Genomic DNA, 18124 nt, shown 5'->3' with positions numbered 1-18124 from the left:
GTGCAGGTGGCGCCGATCCTGAGACCGGCGTCGGTGATCTCGAGGTCGGGCCAGCCGAGGGTCGTGAGGTCGACGAAGCCCGTGGTCTCGGGCTGCGGCTCGCTCATGAGCCAGGTGCCGCCGGCCAGGACGACCTCGCCCGGGGCGAGCGTGAGGTCCGCCCGGGTGCGCGCGGCGCGGTAGGAGGTGACGGAGGTGATGTCCACGCGTCAGCCCGCCAGGATCTCGCCCGACCACGCCCCATCGTCGAGTCGGTAGTGCTGCCGCGTGCTCTGCCCAGCGGGGTCGCCGCGCCAGAACGTCAGGGTGAGCGGGCGCAACCGGAATCCGACCCAGCGCTGCGGCGGGTCGAGGACGGGGTGCGTCGAGTCGAACTCGGCCCACACGCGCCGGCGCTCCTCGGCGGGGAGCTGTGCGTTGTCGAGCGTGTTCATCCAGGCCAGCAGCTGCAGGTACCGCGAGCGCTGGGCGTAGACGGCGGCGGCCTCGCGGGCGCTCACGCGCTCGACGATCCCGCGGACGACGAGCTGCCGACCCACCTCGGGCCACGCGACCGCCATCGCCGCGACCGGGTTGGCCGCGATCTCGGTGACCTTCGCGCTGGCGGCGTCGGTGTGGAAGTACAGGCCCGTGGCATCCCGGTCGCTCACCAGGACGTGACGCAGCGACGGGAGTCCGTCGCGGCCGATCGTGGACAGGGCCGCGAGGGGACGCAGCTCGCTGTCGTGCTCGGGGAGCCACTGGATCATCAGCGCGACGGGATCGGAGACGAGGGTGTCGGTCCCGTCGATGTCGGAGCCGAACGTGGTACCTGCGGTGATCATGCCCACCTCCGGTTTGTGCAGTGTCATGGCCGAGCGTAGGGACCGCGCGTTTCGGCGATGTTGCCGCCATGAACATTCGCGGAAACACGCGGTCGGTACAGTCCCGAACGGGGGCCGCGGGCCCCGGATCGGAGGCGCCCCGTGACCCTGCTGCCCCTGCTCGACGCCTGCCCGAAGCGCATGGAGTACGGCCCGTGCGGCGGCGTCGGCTTCGACGGATCGTGCGAGATCGACCCCGAGCACACGTGCGCGTTCCTGCCGCGCGGGACGGTGCCGTGGACGGGCGTCGACCGCGTCTCGGTCCCGGCTCCCGGCCCGCGCACGGTCGCCGCCGCGGAGACCCTGGCCTCGTTCGGTACGCGTCCGTGGGTCGTCGCCGACCTGCCCGCGCGCGCGTTGAGCGTGGCATCCATCGACTCCTGCGCCGCGGTCTTGGCCGGAGAAGTGGATGCCGTCCTCGCCGGCGACGCGGGAACGGCCCGGGTCCAGTTCCCTCCGGCGTATCGGGCGCACCTGCTGCGGCGCGCGGGGCTGCGGGTGTGGACCGGTCTCAACATGCGCGACCGCAACCGCGTGGCGATCGAGGGGGAGCTGGCGGCCCTGGCCGTCGAGGGGGTGGCCGGGGTGCACTGCGTGACCGGCGACCACACCCGCACGGGGCATCGGCCCGATGCCGCACCCGTGTTCGACCTCGACTCGACCGAGGCCGCCGCCCTCGCCCGGGCCGCGGGGCACGTCGTGTCGGTCGCGGCCTCGCCCGCCGCGCCGCCGGTGGAGCGCCGGGCCGCGCGGCTGCGCGAGAAGCTGCGCGCCGGCGCCGATGTCTGCTTCGTGAACCACGCCGGGGGAGCGGAACCGGTGCGGAGGTTCATCGACTCCGTGGCCGCCCCGGTGCGGTTCATCCCGTGCGTGCCGGTCGTCGTCGACCACGCCTCCGCCGACGTGCTCGAGTCGTTCACGACGCTGGTGCTGCCGGACGGATTCCTGTCACGGGTCCGGGACGCGCGCGATCCCCGCGCCGAGGGCATCGCGCTCGCCGTCGCGCTCGCCGAGGAGTTGCTCGCGCTGCCGGGGGTGGTGGGCGTGAATCTGTCGGGCGGCCGCGACGGCGGCGAGGAGTCCTTCGCCGAGGCCCAGGCGGAGATCGCGCGACGGCTGCGCTGACCCGGGCCGGGGCCGGGCGGTCGCGGCCCGGGGTGGGGGTGCGGCGCGGGTTGGTGGCATCCGGGGTGCAGAACTCCTGCGTTGTGTGCGGGTGGGGTGGGTGGATGCCGCGGGGGCGGGGGTTCTGCAGGAGTTGTGCGCGGTCGCGCGGGGTGCGCCGCGCCCGCGGACCGCGGTGCGCTGCGGGCCGGGGCCGGGCAGTCGCGGCCCGGGGTGGGGGTGTGGCCGGGGTGCGGTGTACGTCGCGGCCCGGGGTGGGGGTGCGGCGCGGGTTGGTGGCATCCGGGGTGCAGAACTCCTGCGTTGTGTCCTGGCGGGGTGGGTGGATGCCGCGGGGCGGGGGTTCTGCAGGAGTTGTGCGCTGAGTCAGGCCGGAGTGCGCACCGCGGCGAAGCGGTTCACCCGTCGATGCGCGAAGCCGAGCCGTTCGTACGCCGCGATGGCGCCGACGTTGGTCGCGGCCGCGTGCATCATGGCGCGGTCGCCGCGCTGCTGAACGTGGAAGGCGACGTCGAGGACGAGTCGTGACGCGAGTCCCTGGCGACGGTGATCCTCGTCGACGGCGACGGCGCTGATCTCGGTCCAGCCCGTCGGGTGCAGACGCTCGCCGGCCATCGCGACCAGGCGTCCTCCGCGACGGATGCCGATGTACCGGCCCAGCTCGTGCGTGCGGGGCCGGAAGGGTCCGGGCTGATTCCGCTCCACGATCGCCATCATCTCGGCCGCGTCGTCGGCACCGAGCTCGATCGCCTCCTCGAACGGTCGCGGCTGGAGCGCGGCGGTCTCGACGAGCTGGACGCCCTCGCCCCCGCCGAGGAACTCCCACCCCTCGGGCAGCTCGCCCTCGTAGCCCGAGAGGCCCACCTCGGCGCCTGGACCGACGAGGTCGCGCAGCGCGTCCCACACGGAGGGGTCGTCCCACGTGCGGACGGCGACGAACGGCGCCACGTCCTCGGGATACCGCCGCACGAGGTCGCCGCCGATCGCGAAATGCGCGTGCGGTCCCGCGAGCGAGTGCCACGCGGCGTTGTCGAGGACGGCGGCGGGGTCGTCGGGGGTCGCGGCGGAGGGGGCGAGGTCGGCCGAGGTCATGGCATCCATTCCGGGTGGGGTACGCAAAATGCAACGCCGGGCTGGGCGGGTCATTCCCGGGGATCCGCGAGCCAAACTCCTGAGAAACTGCTGCGCTGAGGGGGATCGGCCTCCGGATCCCGCGGTATGGCTCTATTTCTCAGGAGTGTCGCCCGCCCGCGTCGCCCGCGTCGCCCGCCCGCCGTGCCGGCGCGGCCCGCCGCACGCCCGGCCTCAGTGCATGATCATGCCGCCGGTGACGTTGATCGCCTGGCCGGTCAGGTAGCCGCCCGCGGGGGAGGCGAGGAAGTGGGTGACGCCGGCGACGTCCTCCGGGATGCCGAGGCGCCCCAGCGGCGACTTCGCGCTCCACGCCGCGATGTCGGCCTCGGACCGGGTGTCGGCGCCCATGTCGGTGAGCACGTAGCCCGGGCACACCGCGTTGACGGTGATGCCGTGGCATCCCCACTCCTGCGCGCCGGCGCGCGTGAGCGCCACGACCGCGGCCTTCGACGCGGCGTAGTGTCCCTCGCCGCCGCCGCCGTGCTTCGCGGCCATGCTCGCGATGTTGACGATCGAGCCCTGGCGCGCCTCGAGCATCACGGGGGCGACGGCCTGCATCGTGACGAGCGTCGCGCGGGCGTTGATGTCGAGGACGCGATCCCAGTCGTCGACGGTGATGTCGAGGAGCGACGCGTGTTGGAAGATCCCGGCGCAGTTCACGAGGACGTCGATGCCGCCGAGGGCCGCGATCGCCTCGCCGACCGCACGGCGCGTGTCGAGCGGATCGAGCAGATCGACCGGGAAGAAGGATGCCGATTCCCCCGCGGGCGCGCGCCTGTCGAGCACCGCGACCGCAGCGCCGTCGGCCACGAAGCGCTCCACGATCGCGGCGCCGATGCCGCCCGAACCTCCGGTCACGATGACGCGCTGGGACATGGCACTCCTCACTCGGGCGTCGGGGGCGCCCGTCGGCGTCACCGTACGCCCGAGCGCGAACGGTGACGCGACGCGGGTGTTTCGACGGCGTAACGCCGGCTTCGCTGCGTCTCTCTCGGACCCCGTCCTGCTTCCGGCCCGGCCCCCTCCCTCTGCGATAAACGCCCTTCCTCGGCAGAAACGGCGTGACGCGGCGTTTCTGCGGAGGATGAGCGTTTATCGATGGGGCTGGGCCGCGAGCAGCCCCCACACCTCGGCGACGTCGACCTCGAGCCGGGCATCCGTGCCGCGGGAGCGCCACGCGTCCCGGTCGAACACGAACGCCTGCACCGCCTCGAGCACGTACAACCGCTTCGTCGGCACGGCCAGGACCGCGGCCGGATCGTCGTCGCCGGCGTCGCGGGGGAGCCGCGCGGCCAGGACGTCGCGGATCGCCGAGGCCTCGGCATCCACTTCCCGCGCAGCGAACGCCAGCTGCACTCCGTCCGCGTCGGCGGGCGCGGCCGTCGAATCGAACACGACACCGGATGCCATCCCCGACGCCGCGATCGCGCGCGCGTGCCGCGACGAGACGTCGGACTCGACGTACAGGCCGCGCGGGAGGAGCCGGTACTGCGCCGCGGCGGTCCAGGGCCCGTCGGCGTCGGCCGTGCCGATCACGACGAAGCGCTGGGCGGACAGGATCGCAGCCGCGCGCTGCACGGGAGAGGTCATGCGGACATGTTCGGGCCTCGGGGCGACGGCGGTGTTTCCGCGCCGTAACGCTTGCGCGGTGGCGTGCCGCGGTGCGCGCGGTTGCGGCGCTCCAGGGTGTTGAGTGTCCAAGACACGCGGACGTGGTCGCGTGGCATCCGCGTGTCTTGGACACTGAACGGGCTGGTCCCGTCCCGCGCGAACCCCGCCCCGCCCGCGCGAACCCCGACCCCGCCCCGACCCGCCCCGACCCGACCCGACCCGACCCGGCCCGCCCACGCGGCGCCGAACCCCCGCCGAACCCGCCCGAACCGACCCGACCCGGCCCGCCCACGCGGCGCCGAACCCCCGCCGAACCCGCCCGAACCCGCCCGAGCCCCGAGGAGCACCGTGAGCGACACCGTCCACCCCGCGATCACCGACCCGGACGTGCGCGCGCACCTCGCGCGGCTCGCGGCGCGAGCGGGCACGATCCCCTCCGGAGCGACGGATGCCGAGGGCGACGACGCCGCGCGGATCGCCGAGCTCCGTGCGAACCCGTCGTGGGTGCGACTCCCCGACGACGACGTGATCGAGTCGATCGACACCGCCGACGGCGACCTCGCGCTGCGCCTGTACCGTCCGCGCGCCGGGTATCGCGGAACGCTCGTGTTCGCCCACGGCGGCGGATGGGTCGCGGGCGACCTCGACAACAACGACGCCCTGTGCCGCGCGCTCGCCGCGGCCACCGGCGCGCAGGTGCTGAGCGTCGACTACCGGCTGGCGCCCGAGCATCCGTTCCCCGCCGGCCTCGACGACCTCGACCGGGCGTTGCGGTTCGCCTCGACCGGGGCCGGAGGGCTCGTCGACCCGACGCTCCTCGGCGTCGCGGGACACAGCGCCGGAGGCAACCTCGCCGCCGCGCTGGCGTTGCGCTCGCGCGAGGGTCGGGCGCCTGGCATCCGGGTCCAGGTTCTGCTGTGTCCCGTGCTCGACGCGCCCGACCTCGACCGCCCCAGCTACCGCGCCCACACCGAGAACCTGCCCCTGACCGCGAAGGGCATGCAGTGGTACTGGGGGCTGTATCTCCGGGATGCCACGGCCGCGGTGCCGGTCGAGGCGGCGCCGTTGCGCGCGCCGGAGCTCGTCGGTTCGGCTCCGGCCGTGATCGTCGCGGCGGGCGTCGACCCGCTCTCCGACGAAGCCGGGGAGTACGCCGAGCGGTTGACGGCATCCGGAACCCCCGTCGAGTTCCTGCGGAGAGAGGGTGTGCCGCACCTGTTCCTGGTGTTCCCGTCGACCCCCGCGCGCGACGCCGTGCTCGCGGCGGTGGCACCGGCGGTGCGCGCGGCATTCGCCTGAGGCCGCGGCGCGCGGCGCGTGCCGCATCGTGTCCCACCTATGGTCGGTTCGGCGGCTCGCAGCGCGTGCCGCATCGTGTCCCACTTATGGTCGGTTCGGCGGCTCGCAGCGCGTGCTGCATCGTGTCCCACTTTGTGCGGTCGAAGGGGTGCTGGGTCGCACATTTTGGGACACGGGCGAGGCGGCCGGTGGTCACCGCCCGCCGCGGCGCCCGGCGTCGCGCGTACCGTGTCCCACTTTGTGTGACCGAAGGGGCGCTGAGTCGCACATTTTGGGACACGGGCGAGGCGGCCGGTGCTCACCGGCCGCCGCGGCGCCCCGCGTCGCGTACCGTGTCCCACTTTGTGCGGTCGAAGGGGCGCTGAGTCGCACATTCTGGGACATGGAGAGGCGCCGGTGCTCACCGCGCGCTGCGCCCGGCGTCGCGCGCACCGTGTCCCACTTCGTGCGACCGAAGGCGCGCTGGGTCGCACATTTCGGGACACGGGCCGCCGCAGAACCCCCCGCAAACGCCCCGCCGCACACTCGGAACACCGCGGAAACACGCGATTGTTACCGTCATCAACATGTCGCTTCTGGTCACGAACGCACGTCTCATCACGGTTCCCGCGGGTACCGACGACCCCGGCTACATCGAGCGCGGATACATGCTCGTCCAGGACGGACGCATCGCCGCGATCGGTGCCGGCGACCCCGATCCGGGGCTCACGGCCGACGAGATCCTCGACGTCGACGGCAAGTTCGTCGCTCCGGGCTTCGTCTCGTCGCACAGCCACCTGTTCACGAGCGGCTCGCGCGGGCTCGGCGTCGACCAGACGCTGTACGGCTGGTGCACGTCGATGTTCAGCGTGCTCAACAACGCCTCTCCCGACCAGATCTACTGGGCGACGCTGCACGGCTCCCTCGACTTCCTCGCCAACGGCGTGACCACCGCGTACAACTTCACCGACCCGCTCCTGCCGTGGGAGCCGATGGTCGACGGCAAGCGCGCCGACGGCGGCGGCATCCTGCGCGATCACGCCTGGCACACCCGGCAGGCGGATGGATGCCTCGACGCAGGGCTCCGTTTCGTCGACTCCATCGCGCTCGATGCGACCGTCGGCACCGACGACGAGATCTTCGCCCGGTTCGAGGCATCCCTCGATCACGTCCTGGCGATGGATCCGGACATCGCGCTCGGCGCCTCGATCATGGGGCAGGTGCAGTGGTCGACGAGGCCCGACGCCGCCGAGATCGAGGTCGCCGTCATGGACCGCTTCGGCGTCACCAACCAGGCGCACTTCCTCGAGACGTACGAGGCGATCGAGCACCAGCAGACGAAGTTCCAGCTGTACAAGAACGCCGGTGCGCTGCGCCCGGGCATGATGTTCGGGCACTTCATCCAGACGACGCCGGAGATCATCGCGGATGCCGCGGCCGGCGGCGCCGCGATGTCGTGGCAGCCGGCATCCAACGGGCGTCTGGCGTCGGGTGTCGCGCACGTGCCCGAGATGCTGGACCTGGGCATGAAGGTCGGCATGGGCCTCGACGACCAGGCCTGCACCGACGTCGCCGACCCGTGGCAGAACATGCGCATGGGCATGTTCATGCAGCGCGCCCGCACGCACGACCCGCTGTCGATGATGCCGGAGCGCGTCCTGCGCCTGCACACCCTCGGCGGCGCCGAGATCATGGGCGTCGACGACCGAGTCGGCAGCCTCGAGGTGGGCAAGTTCGCCGACTTCGTGGTCGTCGACCCGCGGCTTCCGGACGTCGGTCCGCTGTGGAACCCGGTGCGCAGCTACGTGCTCGCGTGCGGGCTGCGCAACCTGAAGCAGGTGTACGTGGGCGGCAAGCTCGTGAACGAGAACGGCGTCTCGACCAACCCGCTCGCCGCGGAGGCGTCGCACGTGCTGCACACCGAGCTGCCCGCGCTGGCGGACGAGTTCGGCGTCATCCTGTAAACGGCGGCTGCGGCTTATCGCTGCGGCGGGAGCTTGTATCCGTCGGTGAAGGTGTTGTGCGCCACGACGCCGTTCTCATCCCCGACGGTGAAGATCGTGTGCGCGTCGAGGTTGAGGGTGTCGCCGGGATACAGACCGGCATTGTCGCGGCGCGCGTGATTGATGAGCTGCAGCCAGTCCTCGGTGAGGCAGAACCGCGCGGCGATCGTGAAGAGCGCGTCGCCGGACGCGACGCGATAGGCCACCGGGACCCCGTCGCCGTCGACGATCGCCTCACCGGACGCCATCGCGGTGACGCCACCGTCGTGGGGGACGGCGAGGCTGCGACCACCGAGCTGCTCGGGATCGCTGGGATCGGTGACCGGATGCGTGGAGGTCGCCGGGTCGCAACCGGCCGGCGTCGCGACGGCGGGCGACGCGTGGCCCGAATCCGCGACGGATGCCGCCGACGCCGACGGAGTCGATTCGGTCGGCGGAGCCGCGGTCGGCGTGCACCCGGTGAGCACCACCACCAGGATGCCGATGGCCAACGTCGTGGTCGTGCGCACTGTCCCCATGCGACGAAGTGTACGTCGCGCTCTCGCCCGGAACCGCGCGCTCTCGCCCGGAACCGCGCGCCCGTGCGGCGCGAGCCCGCGCGGCGTGAGCCGGCACCCCGGATCCGCGAGACTGCATCCACCTGACGAATCCACTGCAGCCCGCAACCGGGATGTCGGCCACGTGCAGTCTCGCGGACCGTGGACTGCGGACCGTGGACTGCGGACTGCGGACCGCGGACCGCGGACCCGCCCCGCGCCGGACGAGACGTGCGAGCCTGGGCGCATGCGCACGACCATCGCGGGCCTCGACGTCCACACGTCCCACGCCGATCTCTCCGGACGCGACGTGCTGCTGTGGCACCACGGATCGCCGCAGACGGGAGCGATCCTCCCGCCCGTGCAGGCGGCGGCCGACGCCCGCGGACTCGCCGTCGTGTCGGTCGCGCGGCCCGCGTATGCGCTGTCGCCGCGCGTCCCGGGCCGGACCGTCGCCGACGTCGCCGCGGGGCTGCGCTCCGTGGTGGAGGCGCTCGGTGTGGCATCCATCGTCTCCGTCGGGGCGTCGGGCGGCGGACCGCACGCGCTCGCGTGCGCGGCCGTGATGCCCGGGCTCGTCCGTCGCGTCGTGACGTTCGCGTCTCCGGCGCCGTTCGACGGGCGCGACCAGTGGTTCGCCGGGATGCAGGCGCCGCGGGCGCTCCGCGCCGCCGCGGAGGGAGAAGAGGCGCGCCGCCGATTCGCCGAGGTCGACGAGTTCGACGAGTTCGACCCGGACTCCTTCGTGGATGCCGACTACGCCGCGCTCGAGGGGGAGTGGGCGTCGCTCGGGGCCGACGTCGGGGCGTCCGCCGCGTACGGTGACGACGGGCTCCTCGACGACGACCTCGCCTTCGTGCGGCCGTGGGGGTTCGCGTCGGCCGAGGTCATGGCATCCGTCCTGCTGGTCCAGGGTGAGCGAGACCGCGTGATCCCGCCGCACCACGCGCGCCTGTTGGCCGAGGCGCTCCCGAACGCGACGCTGCAGCTGCACCCCGACGACGGCCACGTGTCGGTGCTGCGGCACCTCGCGGCCGTGCTGTGACGGGGCGGAGACCGCGAGACTGCACCCGCCTGACAACTCCACTGCAGCCTGCAACCGGGATGTCAGCCGGTTGCAGTCTCGGCGTTCCCGGGGCCACCCCGGCCGGCCAGCGCCTCAGCGCCGCGCGACCCGCAGCACGCCCTCGCCCGCCACGGCGATCGCGGCGGCGCATGCCAGCGCCACGGCGAGGGTGATGAGCGCCGTCGCGGGGCCCGTGGCATCCAGGGCGGACCCTGCGATCACGCCGCCGATCGGGACGCCGAGCGACATCGCCGCGGTCGGGTAGGCCAGCGTCTCCGTCACGCGTCCTTCGGGGGCGCGCGCGGATGCCACGAGGATCCCCGAGATCATCACGGGTGCCATCAGCAGCCCCAGGAGCAGGATCGCGAGGAACAGCACCGGGGTGAGTCCCTGGGCGAGGGGGAGTGCGAGGGCGACGATCGCGGCCGCCGCGGCGAATCCGATGAACCGCGCGATGGGCGACAGCTTCCACGCGCGGGCGCCGGTGATCACGGACCCCACGGCGATGGCGAGCGCCAGCGCGCTGAACGCGGGACCGGCGAGCCACGGGCGACCGCCGACCTCCGCCCACCCGACGAGCGTCACGTCGAACGCCCCGAACACGCCGCCCATCGCGATGCACGCGAGCGCCACGGGAACGACTCCGGCGGGCGGCCACACGAACCGGGCGCGGCCTCTCGCGCCGGTCGCGACAGGTTGTGTCGCCCGCTGCGACGCCAGCCACACGCCGCCGATCACCCCGAGCGTGAGCGAGCCGAGCATCGCGACCGCGGGGTTGATCGCGGCGGCGACCGCGGTGATGACCGGAGGTCCCGAGATGAACACCATCTGGTCGCCGATCGTCTCGAGCGCGAGAGCGTGGGTCCGCTGCGACTCCGGTGCGAGCACCGTCCACCGCGCGCGCACCGCCGACGTCAGATCGGGCGTCGCGGTACCGGTCGCGAACGCGGCGACGAGCCACGTCCAGAAGGGCGCGCCCGCCAGCACGAGCGCCAGGAGAGCGGATGCCGCGAGCACGAGGCATCCGAGCGAGATCAGGATCACCCGGGCCTGGCCGTGCCGGTCCATGCGCGACGACCACAGGGGTGCGGCTACCGCCATGCCGATGACGAGCGGGGCCACGACGATCCCGGCCGACCCGAAGCTGCTGGTCGCGGCCGACACGAGCAGGATGATCCCGAGCGACAGCGTCGCACGCGGGAATCGGGCCAGGATGCCGGCCGCCACGAACGTCCGCGCCCCCGGCAGCCGCAGCACCTGCGCGTAGGCGCGCACGCCGGTGGCTTCGGTCGCGGCGGTCACGCGGCGTCCTCCCGGGGTGCACAACTCCGGCGGATCTGTGGATGCCGGCGGGCGGGGGCGGCTGTCGCCCGGCGGTGCAGGAGTTGTGCAGGGTGGGGCCGCGGGGACGGCGGGCGGGCACAACTCCGGCGGATCGGTGCCCCAGGGGTGCACGGAGGCGGAAACCCTCCGTCCCGCAGGAGTTGTGCTCGCCCAGGCCGCGCCCGCAGCGCGCTCACGCGGTGTAGTCGAATCGGCTGATCTCCTCGAGCGCCTCCACGACGAACGACACGCTGTCCTCGAACAGTTCGGCGCCGTGGGCGGCGTTCGCGCCGGTCGGGTCGCCGAGCACGCCGGTGGGACCGAAGTCGTTCGAGAGCCAGCCGAAGGTCACGGGCTTGCCGTTGAAACCGATGTGCCGGAAGTCGCCGATGTGCGCGGGAACGGTGGCCTCGAATTTCGAGGCATCCACGAGTTCGGGCCGCAGGTGCATGATCATGCTCGTCTCGCCGTATCCGGCGTGGATCCCCGTGCCGTGCTCGTCAGGACCGCCGTCGGTGCCGCTGAAGGACGGCACGCGCGCGGCGGGCATGAAGAACGTGCGCAGGCCGAAGCGTCGGCGCAGCTCGCGGTTCGCGACGTTGAGCAGCGCGACGTTGCCGCCGTGTCCGTTGAGGAACACGAGGGTGCGGGCGCGCGTGGTCAGGAGCGAGCGGCCGATGTCGACGATGGTCTGCATCATCGTCTCGGGCGTGAGCCACAGCGTGCCCGGCGCCCACGAGTGCTCGTCGGACTTCGTGACCGACAGCGTCGGCAGCTGCCACACGTCGATGCCCTGTGCCGCGGCGCGCGCGACGGCGGCCGTGGCGGAGGCTTCTGCGACGATGGCATCCGTCGCCAGGGGAAGGTGCGGACCGTGGTGCTCGATCGCGCCCGTGGGCAGCACGATGATCGACTTGTCGGTGAGGGCTTCGGCGGCGGCGGGGCCGCTCAGTTCGGCGAGTAGGCGGCTCACGAGATGATCGCTCCCTTGCGTGCGCCCGAGTAGTCGGGGTTGAGCTTGCCGGGGTTCAGCAGCCCGTCCGGGTCGGTGGTCTTGGCGAGCTCGGCGGTCTGCTCGACGTTGAAGTCGACGTTCCACTGGTGCGGGTTGTGCACGCCCACGCCGATCCCGTTGAGGTCGGCGATCCCGCGGTACACGTCCTCCTCGCTGACGTAGGGGGCGGCGAGCATGCCGATGGGGAACGCCTTCGTCGACTCGATGTGCAGCTTCGCACCGGCGAACACGGCCTCGACGGCGTCGACGTCCTCGGCGAGCGGGGCGCCCGAGACCTCCAGGTGGAACACCTCGTGCGGCTGGCTCTTCTGGTACCACTCGACCGGGTGGTTGTAGCTGAGCATCGACAGGCGGATGCTGGCCTGCGGTCCCTCGCGCACCGCCTCGACGCGGCCGCCCGCGCCCTCGACGATCGCGGTGACGGTGTCGATGAGCGACGCGTCGATGATCGCGCGCAGGCTCGACCGGCCCTCCGGGATGGCCTCGTCGGCGGGGAGGGATGCCGAGATCTCGGGCCCGTCGCCGGACACGAGACGCGGAGTCGGGTCGAGGTTGCCGATGGTCTGCAGCACCGACAGGGTGCCGGAGAAGTCGGGGAAGCTCGCCCACAGCCCGCGCCACTCGCGCAGCGGCTCGAGCCGGACGGTGGCGCGCACGATGACGCCGGCCGTGCCGTAGTTGTGCACGTACTTCTGGGCTTCGTCGCCCTCGACGTGGATGATGTCGGCGCTGCCGTCGGCGTGGACGACGTCGAGCGCGGCCACGAAGCCGCGGTCGTTGGAGCCGTGCTCGATGGAGCCGGTGCCTCCGGAGCCGCCGGAGAGGAAGCCGCCGAGGGTGGACTGCGCCGTCGAGGGGTACATCCACAGCGCCTGGCCGGCGGCCCACGCGGCCTGCTCGAGCAGCACCATGGGAGTTCCGGCTTCGGCGGTGATGAAGCCGTCGCCGACCTCGATGATCGCCTTGGCGCGGGTGGTGTCGATGACGAGGCCGCCCTGCATCGGAATGGCCTGGCCGTAGTTGCCGGTGCCCTTGCCGCGCACGGTGACGGGTACGCCGTGCCGCGCGGCCGCGGCGACCGCGATCGCGATCTGCTCGGCATCCGCCGGGAACACGACGAGGTCGGCGAGTCCGAGGGGGAGCTTGGCGGCGATGATCGGCGACATCGGCGACCCGTCGACGCTGGCGCGCTCGCGCACGCGCGGTTCGGTGCTGACGGCGGCGGGACCGAGCAGGTCGAGCAGGTCGTCCTCGAGGGAGAGGACGCGGGTGGCGGTGTCGCTCATGGGTGTCTCCGGGTGACGCGAGTGGGTGGATGCCAGGTGTCGGGGCCGCGGTGCGGCCGGGGCGGGGGTGGTCTTCGATCGCCGAGACTGCAGTGGGCTGACATCTCGGCTGCAGGCTGCAATGGAGTTGTCAGTGGGATGCAGTCTCGGCGAAATCGGGGGCGCCGAGCCGGGCGGCGGGGCGCCGGGCGGGGCGCCGGGCGGCGGGGCGCCGGGCGGGGCGGGACCTGACATGGCCCGGCCCGCGCGAGGCGGACCGGGCCGGTTCGATCAGAACGAGATCGAGGTGTCGATGAACTCGTTCGTGTACAGGTCCTTCGGGGTGTAACCGGCCGCGGGCGGGGTGCCGAGGTCGGTGTAGACCTTGCTGGCCTTGTCGAAGAAGTCCGCGAAGCGGGCGTCGTCGAAGTTGCCGTAGGTCGAGTCGGGGCCGTTGCCGACGAGGCCGAGGTCGACCTGCGTCTTGACCGAGTAGTCCGCCACGCCCTGCGTGTAGGTCCAGCCGGTGTTGTACTCGTCGACGAGCTTCAGGATGAGGTCGTTCGCGGCCTTCGGGTCCTTGTAGTACGCGACGCCGGCCTTCTGCAGGACGGGGACGAGCTTCGTGAGGCAGGGGCTCAGCTTGTCGAAGTCGGCGGCCTTGACGGACATCGACGACTGGTAGGTCTGCCATCCGGAGTCGTGGATCAGCGCGAACTTCACCGGCTTGCCCCAGGCCGAGACCTCGTTCTGGTAGACGTACGGCTCAGCGGACGCGAAGCCCTGCTGCATGTCCTTGCCGCCGGCGGCGACGAAGTTCGACGGGGTGCCGTCGTACGAGCCGTCGAGGATGTCGGCGCTGGCGAGGCCCGCGCTCTTGAGGTACTCGATGTACGCCGAGCCGTCGAAGTAGCGCCAGACGCCCTTCTTGGACTCGAGCGCGGGCTTGACGTCCTGGATCGTCTTGACGTCCGGGTAGGTCGCCGGGTCCCACATGACCATGGTCGGGCTGATGTCCAGCGGCGCCATGACGGCCTTGGTGGGCGTGGTGCTGGAGAGCTGGATGGCCTCGTCGGTGCTGACGTAGCCGAGGGTGATCTTGTCGTCCTGGTACATCTGCGCCGAGACGGTCTGGAAGCCGATCGCGGGGCCACCGGCACGGATCTCGAGGTTCACACCGGTGTACTCGCCGTCCGACATGAGGGGGCCGGTGACCGCCTTGGTGTTGGCGTCGATCGTGTACTTGTCCTTGATCATCTCGTAGAGGTGACCGTGCTCGGCCTCGGGGTTCCAGTCGGTCTGGACGACGATCGTCGAGGGGCAGTCGGCCGACAGGTCGACGGAGCCGACGGTGAGGTCGGTGCTGCTCGGCGCCGCCTGGTCCGCGGCGCTCCCGGCGCACGAGGTGAGCGTGAGGGCGATCGCGAACGCGCCGGTGACGGCGGTACCGCGAAGGAGGGTGCTGCGCTTCATGCTGTTTCGCTTTCTGTGACGGGTGGAACTCTCGGGTACGGAGGTGGTGCGGGAGGGGTTCGGATGCCACGGCCGCGGGCACGCCCGAGGGCGCGGTGCCGTGGCATCCGGTGTCTGTGTGAAGGGTCTGTGCGGTGCGGGCGGGCCCGCGGGGATCAGCGTGCTGCTTCGTACCAGCGGCCGACGGCGACCTTCGACAGCCAGCCGAAGAAGGCGAAGATGACCACGCCGAGGAGGCACGCCGCGAGGATCGAGGCGAACAGCTCGGCGCTCTGCAGGCGCGACTGGTAGTTGGAGATGAGCGAGCCGATGCCCGGTTCGCCGCGGCGGAAGAAGTAGTCGCCGACGATCGCGCCGATGACCGACAGACCGGCCGAGGTGCGCATGCCCACGAAGATCGAGGGGAGCGCGGCGGGGAGGGTGAGCTTGGTGAGCACCGTCCACTTGTTGGCCTTCTGGAGGCGGAACAGCTCGCGCTGCGACTTGTCGACCGACTGCAGACCGAACAGGGTGTTCGACACCATCGGGAACAGGGCGATCAGGATGCAGACGATCACGCGGGCCGTGAACTCGTATCCGAACCAGAAGCCGACGAGCGGCACGAGGGCGAGGATCGGGATGCACTGCAGGATCACCGCGTAGGCATACGTGCTGCGCTCGACCCAGCGGGCCAGCGACATCGCGACGGCCCAGCCGATGCCGATGATCATGGCGACCAGCAGACCGGTGAGGGCGACGCCGGTGGTGCGGAACAGCGCGGTCCAGATGTCGACGCTGACCTGCGGGTCGAAGAAGCCCTTCGTGAACATCTCGTGGGGCATCGGCAGGAGGAAGCCCTTGCCCGTGGCCGTCAGGATGCCGGCGATCAGGTACCAGATGCCCACGAGCACGGCCAGCACGCCGAGGGGCGGGGCCGCGAGGATCAGCGCGCGCGTGATCTTGCTGCGACCGCGCGGGACCTTGGGGGCCGTGTCACCCGTCGGGGCGGGGGTGGATGCCGTGGGCTCGGACGTCTCGGAGACGACCGGCTCTGCAGAGGTGGTGCTCATGAGTGTCCTTCCCGGAGGGCGTGGGAGACCTCGCCGACGAGCTTGGCGAACTCGCCCGTGTAGCGGATCTCGGGGTCGCGAGGCATGTCGAAGGGAACCTCGAACGTGTCGACGAGGTGACCGGGGCGGCCGGACATGACGACGACCTTGGTGGAGAGGTAGACCGCTTCGGAGACCGAGTGCGTGATGAAGAGGCCACCGAACTTCTGCTCGACGAAGATCTTCAGCAGCTCGTCGTTCAGACGCTCGCGCGTGATCTCGTCGAGGGCGCCGAACGGCTCGTCGAAGAGGAAGAGTTCCGGGTCGAGGGTGAGGGAGCGGGCGAGGGACGCGCGCATCTTCATGCCGCCCGACATCTGCTTGGGCAGGTGCTTCTCGAAGCCGTTGAGGCCGACCAGGTCGATCGCCCACTTCGCCTTCGGGGTGCGCACCCGCTTGGGCTGCCAGTTGAGCTCGGCGAGCAGTTCGACGTTCGACTGCACGTCGCGCCAGGGCAGGAGCGTCGCGTCCTGGAAGACGTACCCGATCCGGTCGGTGTTGACCGTCGCGGTGCCTTCGCTCGCGGACTCGAGGCCGGAGGCGATGCGCAGCAGGGTCGACTTGCCGCAGCCCGAGGGGCCGACGACGCTGACGAACTCGCCGCGCTGGACGACGAGGTCGACGCCCGAGAGAGCGGTGGTGCCGTTGGGGAACGTCATGGCGACGTTCCGGAAGTCCAGCAGCGGCGCCGCGGGGTCCGCGAGCGTGGCTGCCGGGGAGGGGGAGGCGAGGGTCACGAAACGCTCACTTTCCGGTCGGGACGAGGGTCGGAAGCGCCGGTGCGGGTGCGTCGGCGAGGGGTGTGCGGACGGGGAGGGCGGTCTGCGTCGACACCGTCGTGCGGCTGACGACGCGTCCGCGATGGAGCACGACGCGGTCGGCGGAGGCGAACGCGACGGCTTCGCCGAGCGAGGCGGCGCGGATCGCGACGAGGTCGGCGCGGGCGCCGGGGATCGGCCCGGCGACCGGCAGGCCCATGACGTCCCGCGCGCCGGAGGTGACGGCATCCATCGCCTCCTCCGGGGCGAGGTGCCCCGCGGCGACGAGCAGGGACGCGGTCTCGAGGTGATCGCAACGCCCGACGGGGTTGAAGGGGTCGCGCACGTTGTCGGCTCCGGCCGCGACGCGGACGCCGGCGGCCTTCAGGCGGCCGATCGGCGCGATTCCGCGCGGCACAGCGTGGTCGGCATCCCATCCCTGCAGGTACAGGTTGGTGATCGGGAGGGCGATGACGCCGATGTCGGCGACGCGCACGTCCTCCGCCAGGGAGGCGAGGTCCTCGGTCGGCATCATGCTCAGCCGTACGCAGTGGCCGGCGCTGCGGGGGCGGTGCCAGCCGGTGACGGCGCGGGCGTAGGCGGCGAGCGTGTCGGCACCGGCGAGGCTCTCGTCGGTGTGCAGGTCGAGGCCGACGTCGCGGCGCCGCGCGATCGCGATGAGGCGGTCGAGGTCGGCGATCGGGTCGTCCGCGAGATGCGGTGCCCCGCCGACCAGGTCGATGCCCGCGTCGAGCGCGGCGTCGAACACCGCGTCCGGTACGGTCGGTCCGCCGAGGGCCACGAGCTCGATGTCCATGACGCCGCGCAGTTCCTCGCGCAGCCGCACGAGGGCGCGGACCCCGATCAGCGCGTCCTCGCCGCGGAGCAGGTCGACGTGCGTCCGGACGGCGGTGATCCCGGATGCCAGCATCCGCACCGCCGTGGAGCGCGCCCGGTCGAGCGTCTCGTCCTCGTCGAGGTTCTGGGCGAAGGCCTGCCAGCTCTCGATCGCGCGCACGAGGTCGCCGAACGGGGGCTGGATGGCATCCCACGACTGCGACTTGTCGAGGTGCGCATGCGGCTCCGCACCGGCCGCCGTGACGACGTAGCCGGCGAGGTCGAGGATCTCGCCGTCGGTCTCGGGCAGCGGCGTCCCCGCCGGGACCACCGCGACCACCGTGTCGCCGTCGATCGCGATGTCCACGAGCGCGCCGGACGACAGTCGCGCGTTGCGGATCTCGCTGATCGAGACGGGTGGAGCGGCGGACACGAGGACCTCCGAAAAGTGAGGGAAGGGATGCCGCATCGTCGAGGCGGGTGCCGTCGGGAGCGGCGAGCCAGTGTTGGTGTGACCAACATCCGGGCTGTTTCCGATGCTAGGAACCGGTCGTTTCCGCCGTATTTCCCGCTCGTGACCCTCGTGACAAACCTGCTCGCGCTCCGCAGAACCTCCGCGATTCGCGCACGTTTCACGGCATCCGCCCCGGGCCGTCGGGTGGGCGTTTGTCGCCCGAGGGAACCGCCGCAGAGGAAACGGATGCCGGGGACTCAGTGGGCCGCGCCGAACGCGCACCGCGCTTCGCGGT

Annotated in this window: 16 protein-coding genes and 1 pseudogene; 4 read left to right on the top strand and 13 right to left on the bottom strand. The window is 72.0% G+C overall.

Annotated elements, in window-relative coordinates; translation table 11 throughout:
• Positions 1-206, bottom strand: a pseudogene (locus I5G_RS08515) (FAD-binding molybdopterin dehydrogenase); the annotation flags it as partial.
• A 3-nt stretch (positions 207-209) separates the two neighbouring features.
• The gene (locus I5G_RS08510; RefSeq protein ID WP_026095778.1) at positions 210-824 is read right to left on the bottom strand and encodes a pyridoxal 5'-phosphate synthase; all 615 of its coding nucleotides are present in this window, start codon (positions 822-824) and stop codon (positions 210-212) included.
• A gap of 141 nt (positions 825-965) precedes the next feature.
• On the opposite strand from I5G_RS08510, the gene I5G_RS08505 reads away from it, so the two are divergent.
• Positions 966-1988 (top strand): methylenetetrahydrofolate reductase C-terminal domain-containing protein, encoded by a 1023-nt coding sequence (locus I5G_RS08505; RefSeq protein WP_022878678.1) that lies wholly within the window; start codon positions 966-968, stop codon positions 1986-1988.
• A 366-nt stretch (positions 1989-2354) separates the two neighbouring features.
• Here I5G_RS08505 and I5G_RS08500 read toward each other — a convergent pair whose 3' ends face one another.
• From I5G_RS08500 to I5G_RS08490, 3 genes are all read right to left on the bottom strand, one after another.
• A complete protein-coding gene (locus tag I5G_RS08500) occupies positions 2355-3080 on the bottom strand; it encodes a GNAT family N-acetyltransferase (RefSeq protein WP_022878677.1) in 726 nt (241 codons plus the stop codon).
• A gap of 213 nt (positions 3081-3293) precedes the next feature.
• Entirely contained in the window at positions 3294-3998 is a 705-nt protein-coding gene (locus I5G_RS08495; protein WP_022878676.1) for an SDR family NAD(P)-dependent oxidoreductase, read from the bottom strand.
• A 216-nt stretch (positions 3999-4214) separates the two neighbouring features.
• Entirely contained in the window at positions 4215-4712 is a 498-nt protein-coding gene (locus I5G_RS08490; protein ID WP_022878675.1) for a pyridoxamine 5'-phosphate oxidase family protein, read from the bottom strand.
• Between the two features lie 369 nt (positions 4713-5081).
• Here I5G_RS08490 and I5G_RS21450 point away from each other — a divergent pair, with 369 nt between their 5' ends.
• Together I5G_RS21450 and I5G_RS08480 are read left to right on the top strand one after the other, a co-directional pair.
• Positions 5082-6032, top strand: coding sequence for an alpha/beta hydrolase (locus tag I5G_RS21450; protein WP_022878674.1), 951 nt, complete (start codon positions 5082-5084; stop codon positions 6030-6032).
• Between the two features lie 566 nt (positions 6033-6598).
• Positions 6599-7975 (top strand): amidohydrolase family protein, encoded by a 1377-nt coding sequence (locus tag I5G_RS08480; protein ID WP_022878673.1) that lies wholly within the window; start codon positions 6599-6601, stop codon positions 7973-7975.
• 14 nt (positions 7976-7989) lie between these two features.
• On the opposite strand, the gene I5G_RS24570 is transcribed toward I5G_RS08480, so the two are convergent.
• The gene (locus tag I5G_RS24570) at positions 7990-8532 is read right to left on the bottom strand and encodes a LysM domain-containing protein (protein WP_187288820.1); all 543 of its coding nucleotides are present in this window, start codon (positions 8530-8532) and stop codon (positions 7990-7992) included.
• A 265-nt stretch (positions 8533-8797) separates the two neighbouring features.
• Here I5G_RS24570 and I5G_RS21445 point away from each other — a divergent pair, with 265 nt between their 5' ends.
• On the top strand, positions 8798-9595 hold the full coding sequence (locus I5G_RS21445; RefSeq protein WP_022878671.1) for an alpha/beta fold hydrolase: 798 nt from the start codon (positions 8798-8800) through the stop codon (positions 9593-9595).
• Between the two features lie 114 nt (positions 9596-9709).
• Here the strand turns inward: I5G_RS21445 and I5G_RS08465 are convergent, their stop codons facing one another.
• From I5G_RS08465 to I5G_RS08435, 7 genes are all read right to left on the bottom strand, one after another.
• Positions 9710-10918 carry an MFS transporter gene (locus I5G_RS08465; RefSeq protein WP_022878670.1) on the bottom strand — a complete coding sequence of 403 codons (1209 nt, stop codon included), beginning with the start codon at positions 10916-10918 and terminating at the stop codon, positions 9710-9712.
• Positions 10919-11132: 214 nt separating this feature from the next.
• Positions 11133-11912: a creatininase family protein gene (locus I5G_RS08460; protein WP_022878669.1), complete on the bottom strand. Its 780-nt coding sequence runs from the start codon at positions 11910-11912 to the stop codon at positions 11133-11135.
• Complete coding sequence (locus tag I5G_RS08455) at positions 11909-13240, bottom strand: FAD-binding oxidoreductase (RefSeq protein ID WP_022878668.1); 1332 nt, start codon at positions 13238-13240, stop codon at positions 11909-11911. The genes I5G_RS08460 and I5G_RS08455 overlap by 4 nt, the downstream gene beginning before the upstream one ends.
• 270 nt (positions 13241-13510) lie before the next feature.
• Positions 13511-14692, bottom strand: a complete 1182-nt coding sequence (locus tag I5G_RS08450) for a hypothetical protein (RefSeq protein WP_022878667.1) — start codon at positions 14690-14692, stop codon at positions 13511-13513.
• 155 nt (positions 14693-14847) lie between these two features.
• Positions 14848-15741 (bottom strand): ABC transporter permease, encoded by an 894-nt coding sequence (locus I5G_RS08445; protein WP_022878666.1) that lies wholly within the window; start codon positions 15739-15741, stop codon positions 14848-14850.
• A complete protein-coding gene (locus I5G_RS08440; RefSeq protein WP_022878665.1) occupies positions 15738-16517 on the bottom strand; it encodes an ABC transporter ATP-binding protein in 780 nt (259 codons plus the stop codon). The genes I5G_RS08445 and I5G_RS08440 overlap by 4 nt, the downstream gene beginning before the upstream one ends.
• A gap of 7 nt (positions 16518-16524) precedes the next feature.
• Complete coding sequence (locus tag I5G_RS08435) at positions 16525-17808, bottom strand: amidohydrolase family protein (protein WP_022878664.1); 1284 nt, start codon at positions 17806-17808, stop codon at positions 16525-16527.
• Between the last annotated feature and the right edge of the window lie 316 nt (positions 17809-18124).

The organism is Microbacterium sp. B19 (assembly GCF_000333395.1).
GTDB lineage: Bacteria > Actinomycetota > Actinomycetes > Actinomycetales > Microbacteriaceae > Microbacterium.
This window is presented reverse-complemented; position numbering and strand designations above follow the sequence as displayed.